Source organism: Microbulbifer sp. HZ11 (assembly GCF_000708675.1).
Classification (GTDB): Bacteria; Pseudomonadota; Gammaproteobacteria; order Pseudomonadales; family Cellvibrionaceae; genus Microbulbifer.
Window position 1 is genome coordinate 596,176 of the sequence record NZ_JELR01000001.1, and the last position, 26,923, is coordinate 623,098.

The 26,923-nt window shown below is 55.6% G+C and carries 21 protein-coding genes; 7 read left to right on the plus strand and 14 right to left on the minus strand.

The window, feature by feature from the left end; all coding sequences use genetic code 11:
* The first annotated feature begins 23 nt into the window (after positions 1-23).
* Both AU11_RS02600 and AU11_RS02605 read left to right on the plus strand, forming a co-directional pair.
* A complete protein-coding gene (locus AU11_RS02600; protein WP_043316212.1) occupies positions 24-2,255 on the plus strand; it encodes an acyl-CoA dehydrogenase in 2,232 nt (743 codons plus the stop codon).
* A gap of 16 nt (positions 2,256-2,271) precedes the next feature.
* Positions 2,272-4,503 carry an acetyl-CoA hydrolase/transferase C-terminal domain-containing protein gene (locus AU11_RS02605; protein WP_043316214.1) on the plus strand — a complete coding sequence of 744 codons (2,232 nt, stop codon included), beginning with the start codon at positions 2,272-2,274 and terminating at the stop codon, positions 4,501-4,503.
* Between the two features lie 27 nt (positions 4,504-4,530).
* On the opposite strand, the gene pta is transcribed toward AU11_RS02605, so the two are convergent.
* The 3 genes from pta to AU11_RS02620 form a co-directional block, all read right to left on the minus strand.
* Entirely contained in the window at positions 4,531-6,672 is a 2,142-nt protein-coding gene (gene pta / locus AU11_RS02610; RefSeq protein WP_043316217.1) for a phosphate acetyltransferase, read from the minus strand.
* A 2-nt stretch (positions 6,673-6,674) separates the two neighbouring features.
* Complete coding sequence (locus AU11_RS02615) at positions 6,675-7,913, minus strand: acetate kinase (RefSeq protein ID WP_043316219.1); 1,239 nt, start codon at positions 7,911-7,913, stop codon at positions 6,675-6,677.
* A gap of 211 nt (positions 7,914-8,124) precedes the next feature.
* Positions 8,125-9,723, minus strand: coding sequence for an isocitrate lyase (locus AU11_RS02620; RefSeq protein WP_043316221.1), 1,599 nt, complete (start codon positions 9,721-9,723; stop codon positions 8,125-8,127).
* Positions 9,724-9,899: 176 nt separating this feature from the next.
* On the opposite strand from AU11_RS02620, the gene AU11_RS02625 reads away from it, so the two are divergent.
* Both AU11_RS02625 and AU11_RS02630 read left to right on the plus strand, forming a co-directional pair.
* Positions 9,900-10,835, plus strand: coding sequence for a LysR family transcriptional regulator (locus tag AU11_RS02625; RefSeq protein ID WP_043316222.1), 936 nt, complete (start codon positions 9,900-9,902; stop codon positions 10,833-10,835).
* Between the two features lie 116 nt (positions 10,836-10,951).
* Positions 10,952-13,126 (plus strand): malate synthase G, encoded by a 2,175-nt coding sequence (locus AU11_RS02630; RefSeq protein ID WP_043316225.1) that lies wholly within the window; start codon positions 10,952-10,954, stop codon positions 13,124-13,126.
* A 114-nt stretch (positions 13,127-13,240) separates the two neighbouring features.
* On the opposite strand, the gene AU11_RS02635 is transcribed toward AU11_RS02630, so the two are convergent.
* From AU11_RS02635 to AU11_RS02665, 7 genes are all read right to left on the minus strand, one after another.
* A complete protein-coding gene (locus AU11_RS02635) occupies positions 13,241-13,774 on the minus strand; it encodes a hypothetical protein (protein ID WP_043316227.1) in 534 nt (177 codons plus the stop codon).
* Entirely contained in the window at positions 13,758-14,219 is a 462-nt protein-coding gene (locus AU11_RS02640) for a GNAT family N-acetyltransferase (RefSeq protein WP_043316229.1), read from the minus strand. The genes AU11_RS02635 and AU11_RS02640 overlap by 17 nt, the downstream gene beginning before the upstream one ends.
* Positions 14,220-14,230: 11 nt before the next feature.
* On the minus strand, positions 14,231-15,430 hold the full coding sequence (locus AU11_RS02645) for a cupin domain-containing protein (RefSeq protein ID WP_043316230.1): 1,200 nt from the start codon (positions 15,428-15,430) through the stop codon (positions 14,231-14,233).
* Positions 15,431-15,457: 27 nt separating this feature from the next.
* Entirely contained in the window at positions 15,458-16,831 is a 1,374-nt protein-coding gene (purB, locus tag AU11_RS02650; RefSeq protein WP_043316232.1) for an adenylosuccinate lyase, read from the minus strand.
* Positions 16,832-16,889: 58 nt separating this feature from the next.
* Positions 16,890-17,525 carry a high frequency lysogenization protein HflD gene (hflD, locus tag AU11_RS02655; RefSeq protein WP_043316234.1) on the minus strand — a complete coding sequence of 212 codons (636 nt, stop codon included), beginning with the start codon at positions 17,523-17,525 and terminating at the stop codon, positions 16,890-16,892.
* Positions 17,522-18,724, minus strand: coding sequence for a tRNA 2-thiouridine(34) synthase MnmA (gene mnmA, locus AU11_RS02660; RefSeq protein WP_043316236.1), 1,203 nt, complete (start codon positions 18,722-18,724; stop codon positions 17,522-17,524). Before mnmA ends, hflD begins: the two co-directional genes overlap by 4 nt.
* A gap of 275 nt (positions 18,725-18,999) precedes the next feature.
* Positions 19,000-19,668 (minus strand): pseudouridine synthase, encoded by a 669-nt coding sequence (locus tag AU11_RS02665; RefSeq protein WP_043316238.1) that lies wholly within the window; start codon positions 19,666-19,668, stop codon positions 19,000-19,002.
* A 254-nt stretch (positions 19,669-19,922) separates the two neighbouring features.
* On the opposite strand from AU11_RS02665, the gene icd reads away from it, so the two are divergent.
* Positions 19,923-21,173, plus strand: coding sequence for an NADP-dependent isocitrate dehydrogenase (gene icd, locus AU11_RS02670; RefSeq protein WP_043316239.1), 1,251 nt, complete (start codon positions 19,923-19,925; stop codon positions 21,171-21,173).
* 236 nt (positions 21,174-21,409) lie between these two features.
* On the opposite strand, the gene cspD is transcribed toward icd, so the two are convergent.
* A complete protein-coding gene (gene cspD, locus AU11_RS02675; protein ID WP_043316241.1) occupies positions 21,410-21,697 on the minus strand; it encodes a cold shock domain-containing protein CspD in 288 nt (95 codons plus the stop codon).
* Between the two features lie 351 nt (positions 21,698-22,048).
* Here cspD and clpS point away from each other — a divergent pair, with 351 nt between their 5' ends.
* Together clpS and clpA are read left to right on the plus strand one after the other, a co-directional pair.
* A complete protein-coding gene (clpS, locus tag AU11_RS02680; protein ID WP_043316243.1) occupies positions 22,049-22,444 on the plus strand; it encodes an ATP-dependent Clp protease adapter ClpS in 396 nt (131 codons plus the stop codon).
* A gap of 133 nt (positions 22,445-22,577) precedes the next feature.
* Positions 22,578-24,863: an ATP-dependent Clp protease ATP-binding subunit ClpA gene (gene clpA / locus AU11_RS02685; RefSeq protein ID WP_043316247.1), complete on the plus strand. Its 2,286-nt coding sequence runs from the start codon at positions 22,578-22,580 to the stop codon at positions 24,861-24,863.
* Between the two features lie 93 nt (positions 24,864-24,956).
* Here clpA and infA read toward each other — a convergent pair whose 3' ends face one another.
* The 3 genes from infA to aat form a co-directional block, all read right to left on the minus strand.
* Positions 24,957-25,175, minus strand: a complete 219-nt coding sequence (infA, locus tag AU11_RS02690; protein ID WP_010130378.1) for a translation initiation factor IF-1 — start codon at positions 25,173-25,175, stop codon at positions 24,957-24,959.
* 134 nt (positions 25,176-25,309) lie between these two features.
* Entirely contained in the window at positions 25,310-26,038 is a 729-nt protein-coding gene (locus tag AU11_RS02695; protein ID WP_043316250.1) for an arginyltransferase, read from the minus strand.
* Between the two features lie 140 nt (positions 26,039-26,178).
* Entirely contained in the window at positions 26,179-26,901 is a 723-nt protein-coding gene (aat, locus tag AU11_RS02700) for a leucyl/phenylalanyl-tRNA--protein transferase (protein WP_197023744.1), read from the minus strand.
* Positions 26,902-26,923: the final 22 nt, after the last annotated feature.

Below are 26,923 nucleotides of genomic sequence, written 5' to 3' on the forward strand. Positions count from 1 at the left end.
CAATACTTCAACAAGGATAAGTAATGAGTACCCTGCGTCAGAAGTGGATCACAGCCCCATTATTGAAGTGGATCAAAAAGGTTCTTCCGCCCATATCCGACACAGAGCGTGCGGCGATGGAAGCGGGGGAGGTATGGTGGGATGCCCAGTTGCTCTCGGGTAAGCCGGACTGGAATCAATTGCTCGAAATGGGGCCGCCGACTCTGACAGATGCAGAGCAGGCTTTTATTGAGGGGCCGGTGGAAGAACTCTGCAAGATGATCGACGATTGGCAAATCTCCTATGAAGATCACGACATCTCCGAAGAGATCTGGGAGTTTCTCAAGAAAAATCGATTCTTCGGGATCATCATTCCGGAGGAGTTCGGCGGTCTCGGCTTTTCCCCGACGGCACATGCGCAGATCGTAACGAAAATCTCTACCCGCAGTACCAGTGTGGGTGTCACAGTGATGGTGCCCAACTCTCTTGGACCCGGGGAGTTACTGATGGCCCACGGCACCGACGCGCAGAAGCAGCACTACCTGCCACGCCTGGCGGACGGGCGTGATATCCCCTGTTTTGGCCTGACAAGCCCGGAGGCTGGCTCCGATGCAGCTTCAATGGTCGATCACGGTGTGGTCTGCTACGGCGACTACAAGGGTGAAAAGACACTGGGGATGCGCGTGAACTGGCACAAGCGCTATATCACCCTTGGCCCGGTAGCCACCGTACTTGGCCTCGCATTCAAGCTATATGACCCGGACCATATTCTGGGGGAAGAAGAAGAACTTGGTATTACTGTTGCCCTGGTACCCACGGATACAGAAGGTGTAACCATCGGTCAGCGCCACTTACCCGCAATGCAGGCGTTTATGAATGGTCCGAATTGGGGGAAAGATGTCTTTATTCCGATGGAATGGATTATTGGCGGGCAAGAAAATATCGGTCACGGTTGGCACATGCTGATGAGTGCGTTGGCCGCCGGACGAGGCATCTCGCTACCGTCCCTGTCCACCGGCGGTGCGCAACTGGCGGCCCGTACGACCGGTGCCTACGCCCATATTCGCGAGCAGTTTGGTATATCGATCGGGAAATTCGAGGGTGTACAGCGTCGTCTCGCGGAAATTGCCGGTATCGCCTATGTACTGGATTCCGCGCACAAAACCACTACCCGCGCACTGGACCAGGGTCGTAAACCCGCCGTAGTGTCGGCAATCATGAAGGCCCACGCGACCAACGGTTTACGACAGGCCATAAATGATGCCATGGACATCCATGCAGGTAAGGCCATCATTGACGGCCCGTCGAATTACCTGGGCAATGTCTATCGGGCAGTACCGGTCGCCATCACCGTCGAGGGCGCAAATATTTTAACCCGCAGCCTGATGATCTTTGGCCAAGGAGCCATTCGTTGTCACCCATATCTGCTGCAGGAAATGGAGGCTGCCACCAACCCTGACAATGATGCGGGTGTGAAGGAACTGGATGCTCTGCTGCCGAAACACTTCCTGTTTCAATTGAAGACCCTCGGCCGTGCCATGTTTCATGGCTGGACCGGCGGCCTGTTCGCAAGCAGCCCCAAGGGGGTTGGCGATGCCGCCAAATATTATCGGCAAATGAATCGTTATTCTGCGGTCCTTACCCTGGTCACCGAGATTTCACTGATGTCACTTGGCGGCGAACTTAAACGGAAAGAAATGATATCGGCCCGACTGGGGGATGTATTGAGTGAGCTCTATCTGATGAGTTGCACACTCAAGCGTTTTCACGATGACGGTAGTCCGAAAGAAGACCGGCCATTACTGGAATTTGCCATGCGCTCAGGCTTTCACAATATCGAAGTCAGCCTGATTGAAGTCTTTCATAACTTCCCTGTACGTTTTGTCGGGCAATTCATGCACTTCCTTACCATGCCCTGGGGGCACAGTATTCGTGCCGCATCGGACCGCCAGGCGCGAGCCTGTGCCAACCTGATTATGGAACCGTCTGATACCCGCGACCGCCTGACCCAGGGGGTATTCCTGGGAAATCCTGGCGATGGTATTGATGTGGTCGAACAGGCATTCCTGAAAAGTCATGAGACCGCCCCAATCCGTGAAAAAATGAAAAAGGCCGGTATCCGCTCGCTCAGCGTGGACGCTGTGGAACAAGCACGGACGAAGGGTGTCATCAATGATGAAGAGTCGGCGCAAATAAAATCGACGGCAGAGGCCGTGGACAAGGCAATTCAGGTTGACCATTTCGGTTCCCTCGGCGAGCAAACCGCCAAGGGTTGACCAGTACGAGGCGCTCATGGCATCTAATGTTTCAGCCCCGGATTGCTTTGACAGGGCAGAGGCCTGTGTTGATGCGGTTTTGGAAAAAGTTGGCAAACGCATCGTTCTGGGGCTACCGCTGGGCATTGGCAAGGCGAATCATTTTGCTAATGCCCTGTACGCACGGGCCGAAGTGGATCCCGAAATTTCCCTGACGATTTTTACTGCGCTGACACTGGAGCGACCATCCGGCCATAGCGAGCTGGAACGGCGATTTGTACAGCCACTGCTGGACCGACTTTATTCCGACTATCAGGACCTTGCCTACAATCAGGCGCGTCGACGTGGGCTGTTACCGAAAAATGTCGAAGTATGTGAATTCTTCATGCAACCTGGGAGTTTCCTTAACTCACCCAACGCCCAACAGAGTTATGTGAGCTCAAACTACACCCATGTACCCCGAGACCTTCTCGACCGGGGTGTCAATGTGGTTGCGCAAATGGTGACTCCGGCACCGGACGATTCTGGTGATCTGAGTTTGAGCTCCAACCCAGATCTCACTCTGCCGTTGCTTGCGCTCGCCGAGGAGCGCCGTTATGGCCATATCACAATGGTTGGTGAGATTAACCCTCAGCTTCCATTTGTCGGAGGCGATGCACGTGTTCCGGCGAGTAAGTTCGATTTTTTGCTCGCTGGCGACGTTTTTGACCAGGAAATCTTTCCTGCGCCCAATGCACCGGTTCGTCTGACGGAGTATGCATTGGCATTTCATATTGCCGCACTGGTGAAAGATGGCGGCACATTGCAGGTCGGTATCGGCGCATTGGGTGATGCGGTATGCCATGTTCTGGCGCTGCGCCAACGTAAAAACACCGACTTTATCGATATTCTCGAGGCGCTACAGGCCGAGTCTCCTTCAACCATCTGTCATCTACCTCTGGAGACCGGTCGATTCCAGCGAGGCTTGTACGGTGCCAGTGAAATGGTTCCGGAAGGCTTCTTTCATCTGCGCGATGCCGGAGTACTGGTGCGCAATGTCTATCCTGATACCGCGCTTCAAAAACTCCTGAATGAGGGGCGGGTGTCAGAGACCGTTGATGAGGCACTGCTATTGGCACTACGTGATGTCGGTAGAATCAAGAGCCCACTGAGTGAAGGGGATACACGATTTCTACAAGAGGTGGGTATTGTCGATCCATCCTACAGTTGGCGCGGACACCGCTTCCTCGATGAGGGGGGCGAAATGGAGGAATGTGATCTCCATTCGTCCAGCGGCCGAAAGCGGTTGCTTGGTACCTGTGAAGGGAACGCCATAAAAGGCGGCACCTGGTTGCACGGTGGTTTTTACCTGGGGTCTACCCGGCTTTACGAGCGCCTGCGGACGATGCCGACTGGTGATATGGCGGGAATCAATATGACCGCCATCGACTATATCAATGACATGCTTAAGAGCTCCGAGCTCAAGATTGCCCAGCGACAGCATGCTCGCTTCGTCAATTCTGCAATGATGGTGACGCTAAATGGAGCGGTCATCTCCGATGGCCTTGAAGATGGCAAGGTCGTCAGTGGAGTGGGGGGGCAGTATAACTTCGTCGCACAGGCGCACGGACTACCCGGGGGGCGCTCCATCATTGCCGTACCCAGTACACGCCACTCTGGCGGTCGTGTTTGCAGCAACATCGTGTGGGAGTATCCCCACTGCACAATTCCCCGGCATTTGCGAGATATTGTGGTAACCGAATACGGCGTGGCGGATCTTCGGGGCAAGACCGATCGCGATGTGATTGTAGCGATGCTGTGCATCACCGATTCCCGTTTTCAACAGGAGTTACTGGGCAAGGCCCGGGATGCGGGAAAGGTAGAAGCCGACTGCTGTATTCCCAAACCCTTTACCAATAATACACCGGAAAAACTACACGCCGTGTTTGGACAGGGGCACCGGCTCAGCCTGCTGCCGTATTACCCACTGGGCACCGATTTGACTGAAGAAGAGGCGCGACTCGCCGTGGCTCTGAAAGCAGTCAAAGAAGAAGGGCGTAAGCTCTGGGAGCTGTGGCCCATTCTTCGCAAAGGGTTGAAAGCCTGTAAGAGTGAGGCCTCAGAATTTCAATCAATCCACGCTTGTCTGAAACGTATGGGCTTCAACCGTACCGATACCTTTGAGCATCGCCTTGAGGCCTATGTCGTGGCTGGCGCACTGGTCCGGTTCTACGACGAGCGGCGTCCTCTGGGGGAGACTGCTGTGAGTGTTGACACTGTGAGCGCGTGATGTGTACCAGGGTATCCTCCGCCGAAGTCAGGCATTTTGCTGGCTCGCCTGAATAGCGGTTAGTGCAATGGTATATACAATGTCATCGACGAGGGCTCCGCGGGACAGGTCGTTGACGGGCTTGCGCATTCCCTGAAGCATAGGACCGATACTAATAAGATCCGCACTGCGCTGTACCGCCTTGTAAGTTGTATTGCCGGTGTTCAGATCCGGAAAAATAAATACCGTCGCACGGCCAGCCACCGGGCTATCTGGCGCTTTCTTTTTGGCGACATTTTCCATAATGGCGGCGTCGTATTGCAGTGGACCATCAATGACAAGGTCCGGTCTTTTATTCTGAGCCAATCGGGTTGCTTCTCGCACTTTATCGACGTCACTACCGGACCCTGACGTACCGGTGGAATAGCTGATCATGGCTACCCGGGGCTCGATTCCGAACGCCTCGGCGGAATCCGCAGACTGAATGGCGATATCTGCGAGCTCCTCTGCATCTGGGTCCGGGTTGATCGCGCAGTCTCCGTAGACAAGCACCTGATCCGGCAGAAGCATAAAGAACACGGATGAGACCAGGGACGCACCAGGTGCGGTTTTAATCAGTTGTAACGCAGGGCGAATGGTGTTCGCGGTGGTATGCACGGCACCGGAAACCAGTCCGTCAACCTCACCCTCGGCCAGCATCATAGTACCGAGTACCACGTTGTCCTGCAGTTGCTCTTTGGCGACGATTTCGGTGAGTCCTTTGTTTTTGCGGAGCTCAACCATCGCGTCCACATATTTGTTGCGGGCGCTCTCTGGGTCAATGATTTCGACCTTGTCGGCGAGGGCAATTCCCTGTTGCTCCGCCACACGGTGAATCTCCTTTGGGTCACCGAGCAGCACCGGGCGCGCTATGCCGCGCTCGGCGCAAACAAGTGCCGCTTTCACTGTACGCGGCTCATCGCCCTCCGGCAGCACAATCCGCTTGTTGGCACGTCTCGCCAGCTCTGTCAGGTAGTAACGAAACGCGGGGGGAGAAAGACGCCGCGGTCGATTGGAATCTTTGCCCAGTGACTCCAGCCAGTGATTGTCGAGATGACCAGCGATGAAATCCTGTACTTTTTCTATGCGCTCTATGTCGTCGGTGGGTGTTTCAGTGTTGAAGGATTGCAGCTGCAGCGCAGTCTGCCAGGTATTGCTCTGTACCAGTATCACAGGTAAGCCGGTTTCCATCGCCGGTGCGCACAGCTTACGGACCTGTGACTCAATGTGGTAACCACCGGTCAGCAATAGACAGCCAATCTTGATGCCGTTCATTGCCGCAAGGCAGGCTGCGACTATGACATCGGGCCTATCCCCCGAGGACACCAGCATGGAACCCGGCTCAAATCGGTAGATCATATTACCCAAGGAGCGGGAACAGAAGGTCACACTGTGCAGTCGTCGACTCTCCAGTTCACCGTAGTTAATGATTTCTGCCTGGAAGTGGTCCGCGAGGTCTTTCGCTCTTGGTGCGACCAGCTCGGCATTCCAGGGAATGCACCCGATAATCGGCAGTGGACTCTTGCCAAACAGAGACAGAATTTCGAGGCTCCCACGACGTACTCGTGGGCCCTCGAATACCCCGGTAATATCTGCCCCCGGCGCGTCCGGGACCTGAGAGGGAGCTCCTACCTTGTTTACGATACAGCCCACCACCCGCCCGGAGCTGGCGCCATCAAATGTGGTCAAGGCAACTTCCAGTCGATCTTTCAACTGCTGGATTGAATCCAGTTCGGGGCATACCACAAGAACGATTTCTGCATCCAGGGTCTTTGCTATCTGCAGATTCAGCAGGCTGGCAAATTGGTTCTCGGCATTGGGCACCAGGCCCTCGACAATCGCAACATCGGCCTTATGCGCGTGATCGTTATAACGGGACAGCACTTCTTCCAGCAGGTCTGCCAGGTCGTCATGACCAATCATCGACTCCGCGTGTTGCATACTGAAAGATTCGGGCACTTTCAGATTTGATGCCCTTCGAAGGATCTCATTGCTTCGGTCTCGATTGCGCTCATGTTTTACCGCTTCGGAAATCGGCTTATAAAAGCTTACGCTGATGCCATCCCGCTCTAACGCGCGCAGAATTCCGAGGCTGACCGAGGTAATACCGACACCGGCACTTATCGGCACCAGCATTATCGTACGGGGCATTCTCAGGGCCCCTCGATGTGTGCTATCAACCGCGCGGCATCTTGTGCGATGACCCACTCTTCATTGGTGGGAATCACCATCACAGGCCTATCGGGCTGCAGGCCACTTTCTTTGTGAATTGTTCCCTCGGCACCAAACCGCATCTTTTCATTCGCGGTGTGGTTCACACAATATCCAAGCCCGCTGAGCTGTTGCAGAACTTTCTCCCGAATCAGGGAAGAGTTCTCACCGATACCGCCGGTGAAGACTACAGCATGAACGCTTGGTAGCACGCCATGATACGCAGCAATATATTTACTGAGACGATAACAGAAGATATCCAGCGCAAGCTGCGCTCCCTCGTGTCCATCGGCCGCCGCCCGCTCCAGGGTGCGACAGTCGTTGCTGAGCTCAGAAATACCCAGCAGTCCGCTTTGCTTGTTTAGCAGGTCATTGATCTCTTTCAGGCAATAGTCCATCCGAGCGCCGAGGTGCATAAGTAGCCCCGGATCCACGTCACCACTACGGGTGCCCATCACCAAGCCTTCCAGTGGCGTAAGCCCCATGCTGGTGTCCACGCTTTTTCCACTCGCGATGGCAGTTATGGAAGCACCGTTACCCAGGTGAGCAGAGATAAGATTGATTTTTTCGATGGGTATCGCAAGAAGTTTTGCCGCGCGGTCGGTGACAAAACGGTGGCTGGTACCATGCATGCCGTAGCGCCGGATTCCGTGGTCGCGATACAGGGCGTAGGGCAGGGCGTAGATGTAAGCATACCGAGGCATGGATTGGTGAAAGGCGGTATCAAAAACTGCAACCTGGGGTAAATCGGGAAAGGCCTTGGTCGCCGCTTCAATTCCGAGTAAATGCGCTGGATTATGCAACGGTGCCAGGGCAACGCAGTCCCGTATTGCACGGATTACCGAGTCATCAATCAGCACGGAACCGGAAAATGTTTCACCGCCGTGTACCACACGATGACCAATAGCGATAATACGCTGAAGCAGATTACTCGCAGAGTGCAGTATCTCGTCCACAAGATACTGGATGGCTTCTGTGTTGCGGGCACCTGCCGAAAGGGGATGTGACTGCCGTTCCCCGTGCACTTCCCAGCTGACCACCGGTTCTTCCTGCCCCAGAGCATCGCCGATACCACTGAGGGTGACATCACCATTGGAGGGATCAATCAGTGCAAATTTGAGTGATGAACTCCCACAATTGAGGACGAGGACATAACCATTGACAGGAGACTCAATAGACATAAGCGCCGCGAACAGATTGCGTGATCAGACTAAAAGCCTAGTTCATTTTTCCGCCAATGTTCGATGACCGTATCTGAACAGTGGGGTCCAGCGTGCGACTTGACCGGGAAAGCGGTGACTGAAGCAGAAACAGGTTTTTAAGGCACAAAAAAGGGCCGCTATGCGGCCCGGAAGTGAATGAAACGATTCTCAGGGATAGAGGTGAATCGGCTCAGCCAAATTGATTCATCGTATTGTCCTTACCGGCCGCTTTCAGCGCTGCTTCACCGGCAAAGTACTCTTTATGGTCATCGCCCATATCCGAGCCGGCCATGTTCTGGTGCTTCACGCAGGCGATGCCCTGGCGAATTTCCTTGCGCTGTACGCCTTCAACGTAACCAAGCATGCCCTTTTCACCGAAGTACTCTTTGGCCAGGTTGTCGGTAGACAATGCCGCAGTGTGGTAGGTGGGCAGAGTGATGAGGTGGTGGAAGATACCCGCCTCGCGAGACGCGTCCGCCTGGAAAGTGCGGATTTTCTCGTCCGCGGCTTTGGACAGTTCGGAGTCGTCGTACTCTGCACTCATCAGATTGTCACGATCGTACGCAGAAACGTCTTTGCCTTCTTCTTTCCAGGCATCGAACACCTGCTGGCGGAAGTTCAGTGTCCAGTTGAACGAAGGGCTGTTGTTGTACACCAGTTTCGCGTTTGGTACCTGCTTGCGAATCTCGTCCATCATGGCGCCAATCTGGCGAACGTGCGGCTTTTCGGTTTCGATCCAGATCAGATCGGCACCGTTTTGCAGGGAAGTCACACTGTCGAGAATGCAGCGCGCTTCACCGGTGCCCTTGCGGAACTGGAAGAGGTTGGAAGCCAGGCGCTTCGGACGCAGCAGTTTACCTTCCCGGTTGATAACCACATCGCCATTTTTCAGGTCCGACGGCGCAATTTCTTCACAATCCAGGAAGCTGTTGTACTGATCACCCAGGTCGCCCGGTTCTTTGGTAACCGCGATCTGCTTGGTCAGACCCGCCCCCAGAGAATCCGTACGGGCAACGATAACACCATTATCGACGCCCAATTCTAAGAAGGCATAACGCACTGCGCGAATCTTCGCCAGGAAGTCTTCATGCGGCACGGTAACCTTACCGTCCTGGTGGCCACATTGTTTCTCGTCGGAAACCTGGTTCTCGATCTGAATACAGCAGGCGCCCGCCTCGATCATTTTCTTGGCCAACAGGTAGGTCGCTTCAGCATTACCAAAGCCCGCATCAATGTCCGCGATAATCGGTACCACATGGGTCACGTGATTGTCGATCTGGTTCTGGATGGCCTTGGCCTTCAACTGATCTCCTGCTTCACGGGCCGCATCCAGTTCACGGAACAAACCGCCCAGTTCGCGAGCATCCGCCTGACGCAGAAAGGTATAGAGCTCTTCGATCAGCGCGGCTACCGAGGTTTTCTCGTGCATGGACTGGTCGGGCAGGGGGCCGAATTCACTGCGCAGGGCAGCAACCATCCATCCGGACAGGTACAGGTAGCGCCGATCGGTATTCCCTTCAAAATGTTTTTTGATGGAAATCATTTTTTGCTGGCCGATAAATCCGTGCCAGCATCCCAGAGACTGGGTGTATTTGGAGGTGTCCTGATCGTAAGCCTCCATGTCCTTGCGCATGATGTCTGCGGTGTAACGCGCGATATCCAGGCCGGTTTTGAACTTGTTTTGCAAGCGCATGCGGGCAACAGATTCCGGGCTGATGGCATCCCAGGTGCTGCCGTTGGCGTCACACAGCTTGGCGGCTGTTTCGATCTCTTTCGCGTAGCTAGACATGGCAATTTTCCCTTGAACGGTGACTGCGAATAGGTTGTGCGTATCCTAGGAGTGCTGGCATAATTTGGCTAATTTATTGTCATTATTCTCACTATACAAAGCGTGAATAGATGACCGGAGCGCCCAAAAAACCACAACAAACCACCGGGAAAAGAAGCCCGGTAGAGAGTGTGCCGATGAATCTGGAAAGAGCCGATCTCAACCTCCTGGTATACCTGGACGTACTGTTACGGGAACGCAACGTGACCCGTGCGGCGAGTCATCTGGGGTTATCGCAGCCCGCCATGAGCAATGGATTGAAGCGCCTGCGCGAACTGTTTGGAGACCCACTGCTGGTGCGTACCCGCGAGGGCATGATGCCCACCGAACGGGCCATGGAACTGCAACCCATGGTGCGAGAGGCGCTCGCCGCCATTGATCAGGTTATCCAGCCCAATCGGGATTTCACACCTTCGGATGCTCGCCGCACCTTCCGGATCATGGCGAGCGACTACGCTGAATCCACATTGATCCCTCCCTTACTTAAACAGTTGCGGGTAGGGGCTCCCGGTATCAGTCTAGACATCATGACCCCGTCGGACGTGAGTTTCGTGGATGTTGAGCAGGGCAAGGTGGATATGGTGATCAACCGATTTGACTCCATGCCCCAGAGCTTTCACCAGGCCACCATCTGGAGCGATAGCTTTTCCTGCGTGATGCGTGCAGATAACCCGATATTGCAGGACTACAATCTTGAGAGTTATCTGGGGGCCCAGCACATCTGGGTCAGTAAAACCGGTATGGGCGTTGGCGTGGGAGTTAATCCCGAAGATGTGCAACGCCTGGGCTGGGTAGATGAGGCCATCGGCCGACTCGGGCGCAAGCGCGACATTTCTGTATTTACGCGCCACTATCAGGTTGCCATGTTGCTCGCGGAGCAGAGTGACCTGATCGTCACTGTACCGACACGAATGGCCCAGTTGGCGTCGAGTAATCCACGGGTAGTTCTGCGCGAGCCCCCTCTGAAAATACCGCCCCTGGAGCTGAAAATGGCCTGGAGCCCATTGCTTCAGCAGAGCGCCCCCCACCGCTGGATGCGCCGATTGATTCTGGATGTGGGCCGACAGCTATAGGCTGCCTAGAGTAAAATTCATTTCCCGAATAGTGAAGATTCCAGCGATAAATTAGTGATATGAGTGTTGCCATGTTTAGAATGCCGCAGCACTCCACCAGTACCAAGAGGTCAACCATGACGGAAAGAGTCCGTATCGGCGGTCTGCAGATCGCCACAGAACTGCACGCATTGATCGCGAATGAAGTGATTCCGGGTACCGGTGTCAAAGAGGAAGCGTTCTGGGCGGAATTCGAGAAAATCGTCAACGACCTGGCACCGGTCAATCGTGAATTGCTGGCTAAACGCGATCAGATTCAGGCGCAGATGGACCAGTGGTACGCTGACAACCCGAGAGGGTATCGTGACCTCGATCATTACAAATCCTTTCTGAAAGAAATTGGCTACCTGGTAGACGAACCGGCCGACTTCAGTGCAAAAACTGAAAACGTGGATACGGAAATCGCTTCAATGGCTGGTCCACAACTGGTAGTGCCGGTCATGAATGCGCGCTATGCGCTGAACGCGGCCAATGCGCGCTGGGGAAGCCTTTACGATGCGCTATATGGCACTGACGTAATCGGTGAGGCTGATGGCGCGGAGAAATCCGCAGAATACAACCCGGTACGCGGCGGTAAAGTAATAGAGTTCGGACGGGATTTTCTCGATGAGGCGGCACCGCTGAATGGCGCCAGCCACAGGAACGTGTCGGCGTACCGGATCAACGGGTCTCTGCTGGAAGCCGAGTTGCAAAACGGCAAAGTATCAACCCTGCAAAACAGTCGCCAGTATCGCGGCTATCGCGGTGCCCAAGATACACCGGAAGCCATCCTGCTGGAGCACAACGGTCTACATTTCGAGATCCAGATCGATCGCGACAGCCCCATTGGGAAAACAGATAGCGCCGGGATAAAAGACATCCTTATGGAAGCGGCGCTGACCACCATTATGGATTGCGAAGATTCGGTTGCCGCAGTGGACGCGGAAGACAAGGTCATCGTTTACCGCAATTGGCTGGGCTTGATGAAAGGTGACCTGCGGGAAACACTGAAAAAGGGTGGCCGCGACGTGGTGCGCACCCTGAACCCCGACCGGGATTACAAGGGCGCTGAAGGTGGCGAGTTCACTCTGCCGGGGCGCAGCCTGATGTTCGTGCGTAATGTGGGCCACCTCATGACCAATGACGCAGTCCTCGACACGGACGGCAACGAGGTGCCAGAGGGCATCCTCGACGCGATGATTACCAGCCTCATTGCGATGCACGATTTACGCAGCGAAGGTCCAATACGTAATTCCCGCACCGGCAGTGTCTACATCGTGAAGCCCAAAATGCACGGCCCCGAAGAAGTTGCGTTTGCAAATACTCTGTTTAATCGGGTTGAAGACGCCCTCGGACTTGCGCGCAATACGCTCAAAATGGGCATAATGGATGAGGAGCGGCGTACCACGGTGAACCTCAAGGCCTGTATCGCCGCAGCGCAGGAGCGGGTGGTCTTCATCAATACCGGATTCCTCGACCGTACGGGCGACGAAATCCATACCTCGATGCTGGCTGGCCCGATGATCCGCAAGGGCGAAATGAAACAGTCGAAATGGATAGCCGCTTACGAAGACTCGAACGTTGATATCGGGCTCGCCACAGGTCTGAAGGGGCGCGCGCAGATAGGAAAAGGCATGTGGCCGATTCCCGATCAGATGGCGGCGATGATGGAAGCCAAGATCGGACACCCCAAAGCGGGTGCCAATACAGCCTGGGTTCCTTCCCCGACAGCCGCTACCCTGCATGCGCTTCACTATCACCAGGTCAAGGTGGCAGACGTTCAGGACCAGTTGGCAAGCCGCCAGCGTGCGAGTCTTGACGACATCCTCACGGTGCCTGTCGCAGAGAGCCCCGGTTGGAGTGATGCTGAAATACAGCGCGAATTGGATAATAACGCACAGGGTATCCTCGGGTACGTGGTGCGCTGGATCGACCAGGGGGTTGGCTGCTCGAAGGTGCCGGACATCAACGATGTCGGACTGATGGAGGATCGCGCGACATTACGGATTTCATCGCAACATATCGCCAACTGGCTGAAGCAGGGCATATGTACAGAGGCGCAAGTTCGGGAAACCATGGAGCGCATGGCAGCCGTGGTGGATCGTCAGAATGCATCGGACCCAGCATATCGTCCGATGGCGCCTGAGTTTGATCGTAGCATTGCATTCCAGGCCGCTTGTGAACTGGTGTTTGATGGCTGCGCTCAGCCCAACGGCTACACCGAGCCGGTATTACATCGCCGCCGTCGCGAGTTCAAAGCAAGCCAGCGATAGGCGCCTGTCTGTCACGGCACATGCTTGTTGAAAATACATAGCCCCGTTACCGCGGGGCTTCTACTTGAGTAGGTTGATGGAACCGTAGATCCCTGTCGTTCCAAGTGGGGTGCGCTAGAGCACGAAGCGTCGAAAGGCGGGGTCTGGGCGCGCATTCAGCCAGCTCTGCTCAAATACATCCTGCAGCTTGCGGTTTCTCACCGGGTCGTCGGCGCGGTGCTGGCCAATCCACTGATGCGCGTCGACGATCATCAGGCTTTGGCGGTCGTCGGCAATCGCAAATTCCCAATCGCTGGGCTCACTACTGTTCTGTATTTTCCGCAAACTGATACGGCTATCGAGTCGCTGTATCAAAGGGACAAGCAGATGCGGCTGGCGCAGCAGCGGATCACTGTCAGTAATCAGAATTTCTACGCGTGCGTGACGGCTGCGACGGGCGAACTGAGACAGCGCTTCGACGCAATCTTTTTGATGGTAGAGGGGACGTGCAAGGTGTTGCGAAAATATTCGCACACGGCGGCGACTCTCAGATAGCAGCTGGACGAGCGCCTGTGCACAGGCACTGCTGTTGTCCAGCTCAACTGCGGCGGTGCAATTCGGCGAGGCACCTGCCTGAAGCTGTTTGCGTCGGTCAGCGGTTCCAGTCATCGAGGTTTGCGCAAGGTTCTTTCTCGTTGAGGGTGCGCTCCATGCGCAAGTGTGGAATACCCGCCTCCATAAACTCTTCCCCGGCAGCGACAAAGCCAGCGCGTTCGTAGAAGGGGATGGCCTGTACCTGGGCATTCAGGTACACATTTTTTTGCCCGGAAAGAGCGGCAAATTTGCAGATTCGACGCAATAGCTCAAGGCCCGCACCGAGACCCCGGGCATCCTTCAGAATCGCCATACGACCAATCTTGCCCCCATCCGTCAGGCGGCCTGTGCCGATGGGCTTGTTTTCGTGATACACGAGAAAGTGCTGGGCAGATTCCTCCAGTTCATCCCACTCCAGTTCGGGTGGCACCTGCTGCTCTTCCACAAAGACCTTCTGGCGGATACTGCGAATGGCATCCCGGTCCGTCTGCCAATCAGCGAGGCGTACAAACAGACTCATGAAGCGAACTCCTACTCATCATCCTGATCGTCGTATTCGAGTTGCTCAGGGTAAATGAGACTGCCCTGAGAAACCAGTTGGTCGATCAAGCCATTTTCCATGGCCAGTTGCGGATATGCTGAGATATCGAGACTGGCGATAGTGCGGCAATCGCAAAAGGCTTCCGCAAATAGTAACGGGGCAGGGAAGGGCTCACCGTCAACGAACAGTAGTTCCGGATGGCGGGAGAAAGCGCTGCGGGACCCCGGATTCAAAATCAGGGTGCCACCTTCCTCCAGTTGCTCGCGCCAGTCTTCCGCGCTGCCGGCATCCAGGGCGACCGTTTCCGGGTATTTGGATTCCGTCATGATGGCGCCAAACCAACGGGCGATGGTTTCCGGCTGCTTCAGCCATTCACTGAGTTGTCCCTGGACTCGGGCGACCGTGGCCGGGTCTATTTCTGCAGGGTTCGCGGGCAGGGCGAGATCCTGGTCACTGTAGCGAATATGCTCGGGCAGATGCGCGGCCAGTTCGCCGCCCAGGTCTTCCAGCAAGGTGCGCGCTGACGGGGCGCGGAAGCCAATAGAGATGGTGGTGCAGCCACCCTCGGCTACACCCCAGTGGCTGAACTGCGGCGGCAGATAGAGCATATCGCCGGGCTCCAGCTCCCAGCTGGCTTCGGCCTCAAAGTCGCGCAGGATATTCAGCGGTGTGCCATCTACCCGCGGGCTGCTGGCATCCGCCTTGGGGCCCAGTTGCCAGCGTCGCACGCCTTCTGCCTGCAGCAGGAACACGTCGTAGAAATCGTAATGGGGACCGACGCTGCCCTGATCGGCGGCGTAACTGATCATCACGTCATCGAGACGCCAGTCCGGGATAAAGCGAAAGTGATCTTTGAGTTCCGCCACTTCCGGAATCCACTGATCCACCGCCTGCACCAGCAGCGTCCAGTGGGATTTCGGCAGTCCGAAAAAGTCTTCTTCGGTGAAGGGGCCACTGCGCAGTTGCCAGGGGCCATCTGCACCGCGCTCTTCGATCAGACGGGATTCAATCTGTTCTTCCAGCGCCATACCAGCGAGTTCTTCGCCGGTAATGGGGGTTTCGAACCCGGGAAACGCATTGCGAATGAGCAGAGGTTTTTTTTGCCAGTAATCCCGCAAAAAAGTCTCCACCGGCATATCGCCCAGGTGGGTCAGAGGTTGTACTGCTGTATTCTGGCCCGACGCTGACATGCTACGCTCCCGGTCGTTTTCTGGAATTTAGATATTGTTGGCTTGGGCCACGGCATTACCGATGTAGGAAGCTGGGGTCATCTCGCGCAGAGACTGCTTGGCTTCTTCCGGCATATCCAGGCCATCGATAAACGCCGCCAGGGTTTCTTTAGTGATGCCCTGACCGCGGGTCAGCGCCTTCAGCTTCTCGTAGGGCTCTTCGATGTTGTAGCGGCGCATAACGGTCTGGATCGGCTCAGCCAGAACTTCCCAGGCGTTGTTCAGATCTTCTTCCAGGCGTGCGCGGTTGATTTCCAGTTTGCCCAGGCCCTTCATGGTGGCCGCGTAGGCAATCACGGAATAGCCAGCACCCACACCCATATTGCGCAGCACGGTGGAGTCGGTCAGGTCCCGCTGCCAGCGGGAAACCGGCAGCTTGGCCGCCAGGTGCTGGAAAACGGCATTGGCGATCCCCAGGTTGCCCTCAGAGTTCTCGAAGTCGATGGGGTTCACCTTGTGCGGCATTGTGGACGAGCCCACTTCGCCGGCAACCACTTTCTGCTTGAAGTAACCGAGAGAGATGTAGCCCCAGATATCGCGATCGAAGTCGATCAGGATGGTGTTGAAGCGCGCAATAGCATCGAACAATTCGGCAATATAGTCGTGAGGTTCTATCTGGGTGGTGTAGGGGTTCCAGGAAAGGCCGAGAGAGGTCACGAACTCCTCGGCGTTCTGTTGCCAGTCCACATCCGGGTAGGCAGACAGGTGCGCGTTGTAGTTGCCCACGGCGCCATTGATTTTACCCAGCAGTTCCACTTCGTGAATCTGCTTTACCTGGCGGCGCAGACGCGCAACCACGTTGGCCAGTTCTTTACCAACCGTGGTGGGGCTGGCAGTCTGGCCGTGGGTGCGCGACAGCATAGGGACGTCGGCAAAGTTTTTTGCCAGTGTCGCGATCTCACTGACAATCTGATTCATTGCGGGTAGCAACACCTGATCGCGGCCGGCACGCAGCATCAGCGCGTGGGACAGGTTGTTGATGTCTTCAGAGGTGCACGCGAAGTGAATAAACTCGCTCACAGCATTCAGCTGTTCGTCGCCTTTCACTTTTTCTTTCAGGAAGTACTCCACCGCCTTCACGTCGTGATTGGTGGTGCGTTCGATTTCCTTGATACGCTCGGCATCTTCTACCGAAAACTTGGCAACGATGTCATCCAGAATCTGATTACTGTTACCGGTGAAAGGTTGCACTTCGTTAATTTTTTCATGGCGGGCAAGTTGTTGCAGCCAGCGCACTTCAACTTCCACGCGCGCGCGGATCAGGCCGTATTCGCTGAAAATATCGCGCAGGGGAGCGGTTTTGCTTTCGTAGCGTCCATCAATGGGGGAAACCGCGGTCAGTGCGGATAGCTCGACAGTCATTGTGTCTCTCCGGTAGTGAGCTCTTGCCGGATCAGGCGTCCGGCGTAAACGTGAAAAATCAGTGTTCCAGGGATTCGTATTTGGATATCAATGCATCCATTTCGGCGATCAGTTTTTTCCGTTGGAATAGCAGGTGTAAGCGACGACCGCCCAGCTGGCGCCACAACATGGCAGAGCGGACGCCGGCAAACAACATGGTGCGAATCTGGTTGGCAATACGCTGTTGTTGCAGAAAATTGAAATCGCCGAGGACCTGAATACGGAAACGGAAGGTGCTCAGAGTATCGCTATAAATACTGGCCAGGTTGGCGTACACGTTTTCATGGCCAATTCCGAAATGGTCCATCTGTAACTGCGCCTTTTCCAGGCGGCTGCCAATAATAGATAGCAAGTCTGGTTTCTTCGCCAGCTGTCGTTGCAGGTACAGTATCGACAGCACGTAGCGCAGACAGTCGGTGTATTCCGGGTGATTGCGTGTGGCAATCAGCTGTCGCGCGGCGCGCAGTCCGGGCAATAGCTTCTCGACACCGCCGAACACATCCTCCGTAGTTTCGGGGTTCTGCTGAAACAGACTGTAGATCGCAGTTTCCATCTGGTCGGCGGGGGCTGTGCCCGTTTTGGCCAGCCGCTCAACGAGAATTGCTGATTGGAATACACCAGCCAGAGCCAGTGCTTGATCTCGCCAATTACTCAAAAGTCGCTCCCTGCAGATTGATTGGCTATCGGCTTACGTCTCGGTCTCGGAGCGTGTTCGGGGCCATCACTCTCTACATCGCCAACGCCGGTGGCCGAGTCGATGACGGCGCCGCCAAGACAGATCTCCCCCTGGTAAATCACCACCGACTGGCCCGGTGTTACGGCACGCTGGGGTTGATCGAAGGCAATGCTAAGTTGACCATTTTCACCCAGGCTCACTTCGCAGTCCTGGTCATCCTGCCGATAACGGGTTTTTGCCGTTGCCCGGAATTTTTGCGCCGGCGGAGCCCCATTAATCCAGTGTGCCTGGGTGGCTTCCAGGCCTGTAGCATAGAGAAGCGGGTGATGCTTTCCCTGGGCAACCAGTAGTACATTTCGGGTCAAATCTTTACCAACCACATACCAGGGCTGATCGCCGGCACCTTTGACGCCGCCAATTCCCAATCCCTGGCGCTGACCGATAGTGTGGTACATCAACCCCGCGTGCTGACCCATGACTTCGCCGTCTGGCGTCTGCATCTCACCGGGCTGCGCCGGCAGGTACTGTTCAAGAAAATCCTTGAAGCGACGTTCACCGATAAAGCAGATTCCGGTGCTGTCTTTCTTGCTGTGGGTGATAAAACCGTTCTCTTCCGCAATGCGACGGACTTCTGGCTTCTCAAGCTCACCCAGGGGAAACAGCGACTTTGCAAACTCCGCTTCGCCCACGGCGTGCAGGAAATAACTCTGATCCTTGTTTGGGTCCAGCCCCTTGGCAAGAAAGGTGTGACCGTCGCGATCAATCCGACGAGTGTAGTGCCCTGTAGCGATCGCGTCGGCGCCAAGCATTTCTGCGTATTCGAGAAACACTTTGAATTTGATTTCCCGGTTACACAGAATGTCAGGATTGGGGGTCCGCCCAGCCTTGTACTCGGCCAGGAAATACTCGAATACGTTGTCCCAGTATTCGGCAGCAAAGTTCGCCGTGTGCAGCTTGATGCCGAGCCGCGCGCAAACGGATTCTGCATCTGCCAGGTCCTGTTTGGCAGTACAGTACTCAGTCCCGTCGTCTTCATCCCAGTTTTTCATAAACAGACCTTCCACCTGGTAGCCCTGCTGGAGCAGCAATAGGGCGGCCACGGAAGAGTCGACCCCGCCGGACATGCCGACGATGACGCGTTTACCCGCAGGTAGAGGTGATTTAGGCGTTAAAGACACTACTGATACCGAATCTGAATGAAATACCGGGTCTTTCAGTGAGGGGGGAGGGCGGGATTTCAACCCGCACCCCCGCAAAACCACACTGGGACGGGAAAATGGGGGCGCATTTTACCTGCGATTGGGTTCAGTGACCAATTTCCCCTGGGCAGCGTGCGATTGATGCTCCAACACTACCGCCTGTACGCGCAGCCCAGACCGCCGGGTCCGATTCTAGCTCCTACTAGCTCCTATCTTATAACCAGCCTATAGCAGCCTAGCTCTTCATAGGATTGTTACCGGCGTGGCTTGCCGTTGCGCGGCGCAGGGCTGGCCCCTGGTGCGCGGCGCGGATTCCGCTTGCCGCGTGCGGCTGCCGGTGGTCCGCGGTGGGATTTCCGGGGCTTGGTCGGGGTGGCAGGCATTTTTACCTGTTCCGTACGGTATTCGCCGGGTGCCAGACCATCGAGGTGCCAGCTTCCAATCGAGCACCGCACCAGGCGCAGAGTAGGGAAGCCTACCGCGGCGGTCATGCGCCGCACCTGGCGATTTCGCCCCTCGCTGATGGTCAACTCGACCCACGAGGTAGGAATGGATTTGCGCTCTCGGATCGGGGGATGGCGCTGCCAAAGGTCGGGAGCCGGGATTCTTCGGGCCTGGGCCGGCGCGGTATCGCCATCTTTCAGCGAAACCCCATGACACAGTCGCAGCAGGGCGTCGTCGGTGATCTCACCTTCTACTTGCGCCCAGTAGGTTTTCGGTAATTTGTTGCTTGGGTGCGCAATGCGGTGTTGCAGCTGCCCGTCGGCGGTCAGTAACAGCAGTCCCTCTGAGTCGAAATCCAGGCGGCCCGCCGCATACACACCGGGCTCGGACACAAAGTCGGCCAGGGTCGGGCGGCCTTGCGGGTCGGTAAACTGGCAGAGTACCCCGTAGGGCTTGTTCAGCAGGATCAGTTTGCTCATCTCAGTCCTATGTTCGCGCCTTGGTTATGCCCGCTGTGGTGGCCCTGATTCTGAGTCATCCTGCACCGGATGTAATGAAACTACAAAAGTAGGCGGATGTTGGTATAATCCCGCCGATTTTTAGCCAGCTCGGCGTGTGCAACGGCGCAAACAATGGGCGGCAACCATGACCGGCCGCGGAATTCTGGTGCATTATGCCGAGATTTCCCCGAAAAAGCCGGACGTTTAGTCAAAGAGTTACGGGAGTCAACTTAATGGGTCATATCCAAGTGCCGGCCAACGGCGAAAAAGTCACAGTCAACGCAGATGGTTCTCTGAACGTACCGAACACCCCGATCATTCCGTTTATCGAAGGTGACGGCATCGGCGTGGATATCACCCCGGTAATGCGCAAAGTGATCGACGCTGCCGTAAGCAAGGCCTACAGCGACGAAAAAGCCATCGCATGGATGGAAATCTTCTGCGGTGAAAAAGCGGCTGAAACCTACAGCGGCGACTGGTTCCCGGCAGAAACCCTGGAAGCCATCAAGGAATACGTTGTCAGCATCAAAGGCCCGCTGACCACCCCAGTAGGCGGCGGCTTCCGCTCCCTGAACGTTGCTCTGCGCCAGGAGCTGGACCTGTACGTATGTCAGCGTCCGGTACGCTGGTTCAGCGGTGTACCTTCTCCGGTAAAAGAGCCGAACAAAGTTGACATGGTGATCTTCCGTGAGAACTCCGAAGACATCTACGCCGGTATCGAGTGGAAAGCAGGTACCGACGAAGCCAAGAAAGTGGTTAAGTTCCTGCAGGAAGAAATGGGGGTTAAGAAAATCCGCTTCCCGCAAGAAGTGGGTATCGGTGTCAAGCCAGTTTCCGAAGAAGGCACCAAGCGCCTGGTGCGCAAAGCCCTGCAGTACACCATTGATCAGGACCGCGACTCCCTGACCCTGGTGCACAAAGGCAACATCATGAAGTTCACCGAAGGTGCCTTCGCCGATTGGGGCTACGAGCTGGCCCGTGAAGAGTTCGGCGCTCAGCCGATCGATGGCGGCCCCTGGTGCAGCTTCAAGAACCCGAACACCGGTAAGGAAATCGTGGTTAAGGACGTAATCGCCGACGCCATGCTGCAGCAGATTCTGCTGCGTCCGGCCGAGTACGACGTAATCGCCACCCTGAACCTGAACGGCGACTACCTGTCCGACGCACTGGCTGCGCAGGTAGGCGGTATCGGTATCGCGCCAGGTGCCAACCTGTCTGACGAAGTTGCCCTGTTCGAAGCGACCCACGGTACTGCACCGAAGTACGCTGGTCAGGACAAGGTAAACCCGGGGTCCCTGATCCTGTCAGCAGAAATGATGCTGCGTCACCTGGGCTGGAACGAAGCGGCCGAGCTGGTCGTTAAAGGTATGGAAGGCGCTATCGAAGCCAAGACCGTTACCTATGACTTCGAGCGTTTGATGGACGGCGCTGAGCTGAAATCCTGCTCTGAGTTCGGCGACGAAGTAATCAAGCACATGGCCTGATTGTCGAGCTGAAATGAAAAAGGCCCCGCATCGAAAGGTGCGGGGCCTTTTTTATGTCTAATTCTTGTGTCGGGAAATATAAGTCCGCTTCACTCATTCACTGTGGAACGAGTGTGCCACTGTATGGGCGTCAGGGAACTTGGCTCTGAACGAGCCGGAAGGGGCTCTGGTCAACACCAGAGTGATCGTTCGGGAGGCGCGGAAGCTGACGACAGCCGCCGCACTGCAGTAAGCCGTTAGTCCAGAACTTCTTCGGCTTCCTGCTCCCTGACCGCTTCAGTCTGCGGAGCAGGCGCTGGGCTGGGTGCCGCGCGGGATGCATCTACGGCGCTGATATTCGCCGCATGGTAACCCTTGTCACCCTGAATGATGTCGAACTGCACTTGCTGGCCAGCCTTCAGGGTGCGATACCCATCCATCTGGATCGCTGAATAGTGCGCAAACAGGTCTTCTCCACCTTCGTCAGCAAGAATAAATCCATATCCCTTGGCGTTATTGAACCACTTAACGGTACCGGTAGGCATGGCGAAATCCCTCTAATATTGCCGGGGCGACTGCAGGCCGCCTATACATGTTGTCATTATTGTTATCGCGCTTCATGCGCTGATTGGTTCGTGCAAAATCATTTGTACGATTATTTATGTACCTTCGCTAACCACATGGCGTGGTTACTATCTCTTGTAGCCAACAGTCCAGAGCTTGTCAAGTGAATACCATTCGACGCAATGTGCGGCACACCATTTGCGGTTACAATGCCCGCTTGCCATGTTGAACGCAGTGACTGATACCGAGCTGCTGGTATCGCTCGCGTTGAGCGAGAGAAAACTCGGTGACAGCACTGTGAACTGATTCCTGAAGATTGATTGATTAGCGCTATGGGAAATTCACAAATCATTAAACTACACTCGAATCAAGGTCCTGATAATGACGACTTTGATTTTCATGAGGGGAGCGGGGGCACTGCACTTGCGGAAGCCAGGCCACAACTCAAGCGCCCCCCGATGTACAAGGTCGTTATGCTCAACGACGATTACACACCGATGGAGTTTGTCGTCGAAGCACTGGAACTCTTTTTCTACGTGAATCGTGAGCGCGCCACTCAGCTGATGTTGCAGGTGCACACTAAGGGAAAAGCGATCTGCGGTGTCTATACTCGAGATATAGCGGAGACCAAGGCCGCGCAGGTCAATCAATTTGCGCGGGACAATGAACATCCATTGCTGTGCGAGATCGAAGCAGATGAAGGCGACGAGCGCGGCGAGGAGGGTTGAAGAGGCTTTCGAGATCGCTGGCGGGTATGCCGGTGACATCAAACCCGCCGGGAAACCGGCAACACTTCAGGAATGCCGGGTGTACTCAGCGACAATCCGGACGACATTGGCCAGTAAGGTTTTTGAGGTTTAGATGCTCAGCAAGGATTTAGAGGTAACGCTCAATCTAGCGTTTAAAGGTGCACGGGCGAAACGCCACGAGTTTATGACCGTTGAGCACCTGTTGCTGGCGCTGCTGGACAACGAATCTGCGGCAGATGTCCTGCATGCCTGTGGAGCAGACCTGAGCGCACTTCGCCGGGAGCTGCTCGAATTCGTCGATTCAACCACGCCGCTTATTCCTGAAAATGATTCCGAGCGTGAAACTCAACCCACCCTGGGGTTCCAGCGAGTGCTTCAGCGCGCGGTGTTTCACGTACAGTCGTCTGGCAAAAAAGAGGTTACCGGGGCCAATGTGCTGGTAGCCATCTTTTGTGAGCAGGAAAGTCAGGCAGTTTATTACCTGAAGCAGCAGAGCGTCGCCCGCATTGACGTGGTGAACTATATCACCCACGGTATTTCTCGCGTAAGCTCGGGTGGCAATAACACGCACAATAACCCCGATCCTTCTCCGGAGCAGGTGGATGAGGATCTCGGCAGCGCCGCGGAGTCGGGCGGTTCAGATCCGCTTGAGAGCTACGCCACCAACCTCAACCAAGAAGCGATACTGGGGCGCATTGATCCGCTGGTCGGGCGCGCACCGGAAGTGGAGCGGGTAACCCAGGTTCTGGCGCGTCGGCGTAAAAACAACCCATTGCTGGTTGGTGAATCCGGGGTGGGTAAGACCGCAATCGCCGAAGGCCTCGCGCGTCGAATCGTAGATGGCGAAGTACCCGAGCCACTAAAAGAAAGCACCATTTACTCGCTGGATCTGGGTTCGTTACTTGCGGGCACCAAGTATCGCGGGGATTTTGAAAAGCGGTTTAAGGCGCTGCTCGCGGAGCTGAAAAAACGCGAGCACGCGGTTCTGTTTATCGATGAGATTCACACCATAATCGGTGCTGGCGCCGCATCTGGCGGCGTAATGGATGCGTCCAACCTGCTGAAGCCACTGCTGTCCAGCGGTCAGATGCGCTGTATCGGTTCAACCACCTTCAATGAATACCGCGGCATCTTCGAGAAAGACCGCGCGCTTTCCCGTCGCTTTCAGAAAATTGACGTACACGAACCGTCAGTCGAAGAAACCGTACAAATTCTGCAGGGCCTGAAATCCTGTTTCGAAGATCACCATAAGGTGCGCTTTACCGACTCGGCGCTTGAGGCTGCCGCGCAGCTCGCCAACCGTCATATTACTGAACGGTTTCTACCGGATAAGGCAATCGACGTAATTGATGAGGCGGGTGCTTATCAGGCGCTGCTGCCCGCCGACCAACGAACCGACACCATTACTGTCACGGAAATTGAAAACGTGGTCGCGAAAATGGCCCGCATCCCGGCCAAGAGCGTCTCTGCGTCGGATAAGGCAGCACTCGCCAAGCTGGACGAAAACCTGAAAATGGTTGTTTTCGGACAGGATCAGGCAATCGAGGCACTCAGCACCTCAATCAAATTGGCGCGCGCCGGGCTTGGTGCAGAAGAGAAGCCCATTGGCTCCTTCCTGTTTGCCGGCCCTACCGGTGTAGGTAAAACCGAATTGTGCCGCCAGCTAGCGCAGGTTATGGGTATTGAGCTGATTCGCTTCGATATGTCTGAGTATATGGAGCGCCATACCGTTTCCCGTCTGATTGGTGCCCCTCCAGGCTACGTTGGTTTTGATCAGGGTGGCCTGCTTACTGACGCGGTCACCAAGCACCCCCACAGTGTTGTGCTGTTGGATGAGATCGAGAAGGCACACCCGGAAGTGTTCAACCTGCTACTGCAGGTAATGGATCACGGTACGCTGACCGATAACAACGGGCGCAAAGCAGATTTCCGCAACGTTATTCTGATCATGACCACCAATGCCGGCGCGGAAGTCATGAGTCGCCGCTCCATTGGCTTTGCCAATCAGGATCACAGCAGTGACGGCATGGAGGAGATCAAGAAAATGTTCACTCCGGAGTTCCGCAACCGCCTCGACAGCATCATCCAGTTCGGTGCGCTTGATATCGGCGTAGTGAAAACAGTGGTCGATAAGTTTGTGGTCGAGCTACAAGCCCAGCTCGACGAGTCCCGCGTGACACTGGAAGTGGACGACGAAGCCCGCGAGTGGCTGGCAGTGAACGGCTACGACGAGAAGATGGGGGCGCGGCCAATGGCCCGCCTGATTCGCGAGAAGCTGCGCAAGCCGCTGGCGGAAGCCGTTCTCTTTGGTGAGCTTTCGGAAGACGGTGGCAAGGTTGAAGTTACCGTCGAAGATGATCAGCTGAAGATCAGGACTGCAGTTCCGGCACTCCACTGACCTTCGGTCAGCCACCCAGAAACGCAAAAAGCCACCTCATGAGGTGGCTTTTTTATTGCAGCTGCAATTCCGCGAGAAATTGCTATCTGACAATCAGCGGGCGCGGTAGGTGATGCGGCCCTTGCTCAGGTCGTAAGGGGTCAGCTCTACCTTGACCTTGTCACCCGTCAGAATACGGATGTAATTTTTGCGCATCTTGCCTGAGATATGCGCGATCACCACGTGTCCGTTTTCCAGTTTTACGCGGAATGTGGTGTTGGGCAGGGTGTCGATCACCTCGCCTTCCATTTCAATGTAATCGTCTTTTGCCATGCGGCAGCAACCTTTGATTGATGTGTACTAGCTATTCCGCCAAAGCCGGCGGTGCGACGGGCGTGCATTTTGCACGAAAAGCGCCCGCAGGCCAAGTGAATCCGGGATTTGCTGGATAAATGGGGGAGAGGGCGTTAGTCCGCCTGATCTGACTTGAGAGTCCAGCGGTTGTCCACCAGGTATTCCAGCGGCTGAAACTGATTTTTGTAAGCCATTTTTTCACACTGCCGTATCCAGTAACCCAGATACAGGCTTGGCAATCCGAGACGACGGGTCCATTCGATCTGATAGAGGATCGCATATGTACCCAGGCTGCGCTTGACCTCGTCGGGGTCAAAATAGGTATAAATCGCGGATACGCCGCCGTTGAGCACATCCGTTACCGCAACCCCCACCAGGCGGTCACGGGCTCGAAACTCAAGGTACCGTGTACTACCCCATGCGTTATTCAGAAAACTGCGGAATTGTTCGCGACTGGGCGGGTACATCTCCCCATCACGATGGCGCTGCTCGATATAGTGCGCGTAGAGTGCGTAGTGCTCGTCAGTATCTATATCCTGCCGATGGAACACGTCCAGGTCCCGGTTGCGACGCCAGCAGCGTCGCTGATTTCGATTCGGAACAAACAGCTCCACCGGCACCCGCGCGGGCACACAGGCCTGACAGCTCGTGCACTGAGGGCGGTACAGGTAGTTGCCACTACGGCGAAAACCAAGTTCAGACAGGCGACTGTAGAGGCGCTGGTCCACCGTGGTTTGCGGATCGACAAACACTGTTGTGGCTTCCTGCCCATCCAGGTAGCCGCAGGGGTGCGGCATGGTTGCCAACAGGCGCACGGAATCCAATTGAGAGTATTGGCTCACTGGTCTGCCGCCTGCTCGACACGGATATGGTCTGCCTTTGCCACGCCTGTCCTCTCTCCGCCAATTGATGGGTATCACTAGACCCGAGGGTAATTTGTGGTCAGCAAAAACTCAAACATTCTGCGCCGCTCTTTGACCTGCTAGTCGGCCGCAAATAGTTCGGGGCCCGCTTTTGCGGGCCAGGGGTGGGGAAATGAAGCCTGGGTGACGCCCTCTACCAACAATTGCTCAAACTCATCTCGAGGCACTTCTTCCGCGCCGAGGCTGACGAGATGCGGATTGCTGACCTGGCAATCGATCAGTTCGCAGCCCCACAGCCTGAGCTGGCGTACCAGATGGGCGAAGGCCACCTTGGATGCATCCGCTGCCCGATGAAACATGGACTCCCCAAAAAACACTCGACCAATACTGAGCCCGTACAGGCCGCCAACCAGCTGACCGTCTTGCCAGGCTTCTACCGAATGCGCATGGCCGCGCGCGTGCATCTCCGTATAAGCCCAGCGCATGTCATCTGTGATCCAGGTGCCTGAATCGTCAGACCGTGGGGCAGCACATCCATGCAGTACATCCTCAAATGCCTGGTCAAAGGTAATCTCGAAGCGCTGTTGACGAATAGTCTTGCGCAGGCTGCGGCTAAATTTGAGTGTCTGAGGGCGGACTATGCAACGTGGGGAGGGTGACCACCAGAGAATTGGCTGGTCGTCGGAAAACCACGGGAAGATACCCCTGGCATATGCCGCCAATAGCCATTCCGGGGTCAGATCGCCGCCCACGGCCAGCAGTCCATTTGGGTCTGCCAGCGCTGTGCTGGTGCAGGGAAACTCAACCCGGTCGGGGTCCAGTAGTGTAAGGATGTCATCCATGCAGTTCGCTTATCCACCTGAT

Excerpts from the sequence above, each read along its gene's own strand:
- purB (WP_043316232.1), bottom strand. The coding sequence starts at position 16,831 with ATGACTGTCGAGCTATCCGCACTGACCGCGGTTTCCCCCATTGATGGA.
- AU11_RS02640 (WP_043316229.1), bottom strand. The coding sequence starts at position 14,219 with ATGAGTCTGTTTGTACGCCTCGCTGATTGGCAGACGGACCGGGATGCC.
- clpS (WP_043316243.1), top strand. The coding sequence starts at position 22,049 with ATGGGAAATTCACAAATCATTAAACTACACTCGAATCAAGGTCCTGAT.
- pta (WP_043316217.1), bottom strand. The coding sequence starts at position 6,672 with ATGCCCCGTACGATAATGCTGGTGCCGATAAGTGCCGGTGTCGGTATT.
- AU11_RS02645 (WP_043316230.1), bottom strand. The coding sequence starts at position 15,430 with ATGTCAGCGTCGGGCCAGAATACAGCAGTACAACCTCTGACCCACCTG.
- AU11_RS02620 (WP_043316221.1), bottom strand. The coding sequence starts at position 9,723 with ATGTCTAGCTACGCGAAAGAGATCGAAACAGCCGCCAAGCTGTGTGAC.
- AU11_RS02625 (WP_043316222.1), top strand. The coding sequence starts at position 9,900 with ATGAATCTGGAAAGAGCCGATCTCAACCTCCTGGTATACCTGGACGTA.
- AU11_RS02665 (WP_043316238.1), bottom strand. The coding sequence starts at position 19,668 with ATGAGCAAACTGATCCTGCTGAACAAGCCCTACGGGGTACTCTGCCAG.
- AU11_RS02630 (WP_043316225.1), top strand. The coding sequence starts at position 10,952 with ATGACGGAAAGAGTCCGTATCGGCGGTCTGCAGATCGCCACAGAACTG.
- infA (WP_010130378.1), bottom strand. The coding sequence starts at position 25,175 with ATGGCAAAAGACGATTACATTGAAATGGAAGGCGAGGTGATCGACACC.
- AU11_RS02635 (WP_043316227.1), bottom strand. The coding sequence starts at position 13,774 with ATGACTGGAACCGCTGACCGACGCAAACAGCTTCAGGCAGGTGCCTCG.
- AU11_RS02600 (WP_043316212.1), top strand. The coding sequence starts at position 24 with ATGAGTACCCTGCGTCAGAAGTGGATCACAGCCCCATTATTGAAGTGG.
- AU11_RS02615 (WP_043316219.1), bottom strand. The coding sequence starts at position 7,913 with ATGTCTATTGAGTCTCCTGTCAATGGTTATGTCCTCGTCCTCAATTGT.
- cspD (WP_043316241.1), bottom strand. The coding sequence starts at position 21,697 with ATGCCTACCGGTACCGTTAAGTGGTTCAATAACGCCAAGGGATATGGA.
- AU11_RS02605 (WP_043316214.1), top strand. The coding sequence starts at position 2,272 with ATGGCATCTAATGTTTCAGCCCCGGATTGCTTTGACAGGGCAGAGGCC.
- icd (WP_043316239.1), top strand. The coding sequence starts at position 19,923 with ATGGGTCATATCCAAGTGCCGGCCAACGGCGAAAAAGTCACAGTCAAC.
- aat (WP_197023744.1), bottom strand. The coding sequence starts at position 26,901 with ATGGATGACATCCTTACACTACTGGACCCCGACCGGGTTGAGTTTCCC.
- clpA (WP_043316247.1), top strand. The coding sequence starts at position 22,578 with ATGCTCAGCAAGGATTTAGAGGTAACGCTCAATCTAGCGTTTAAAGGT.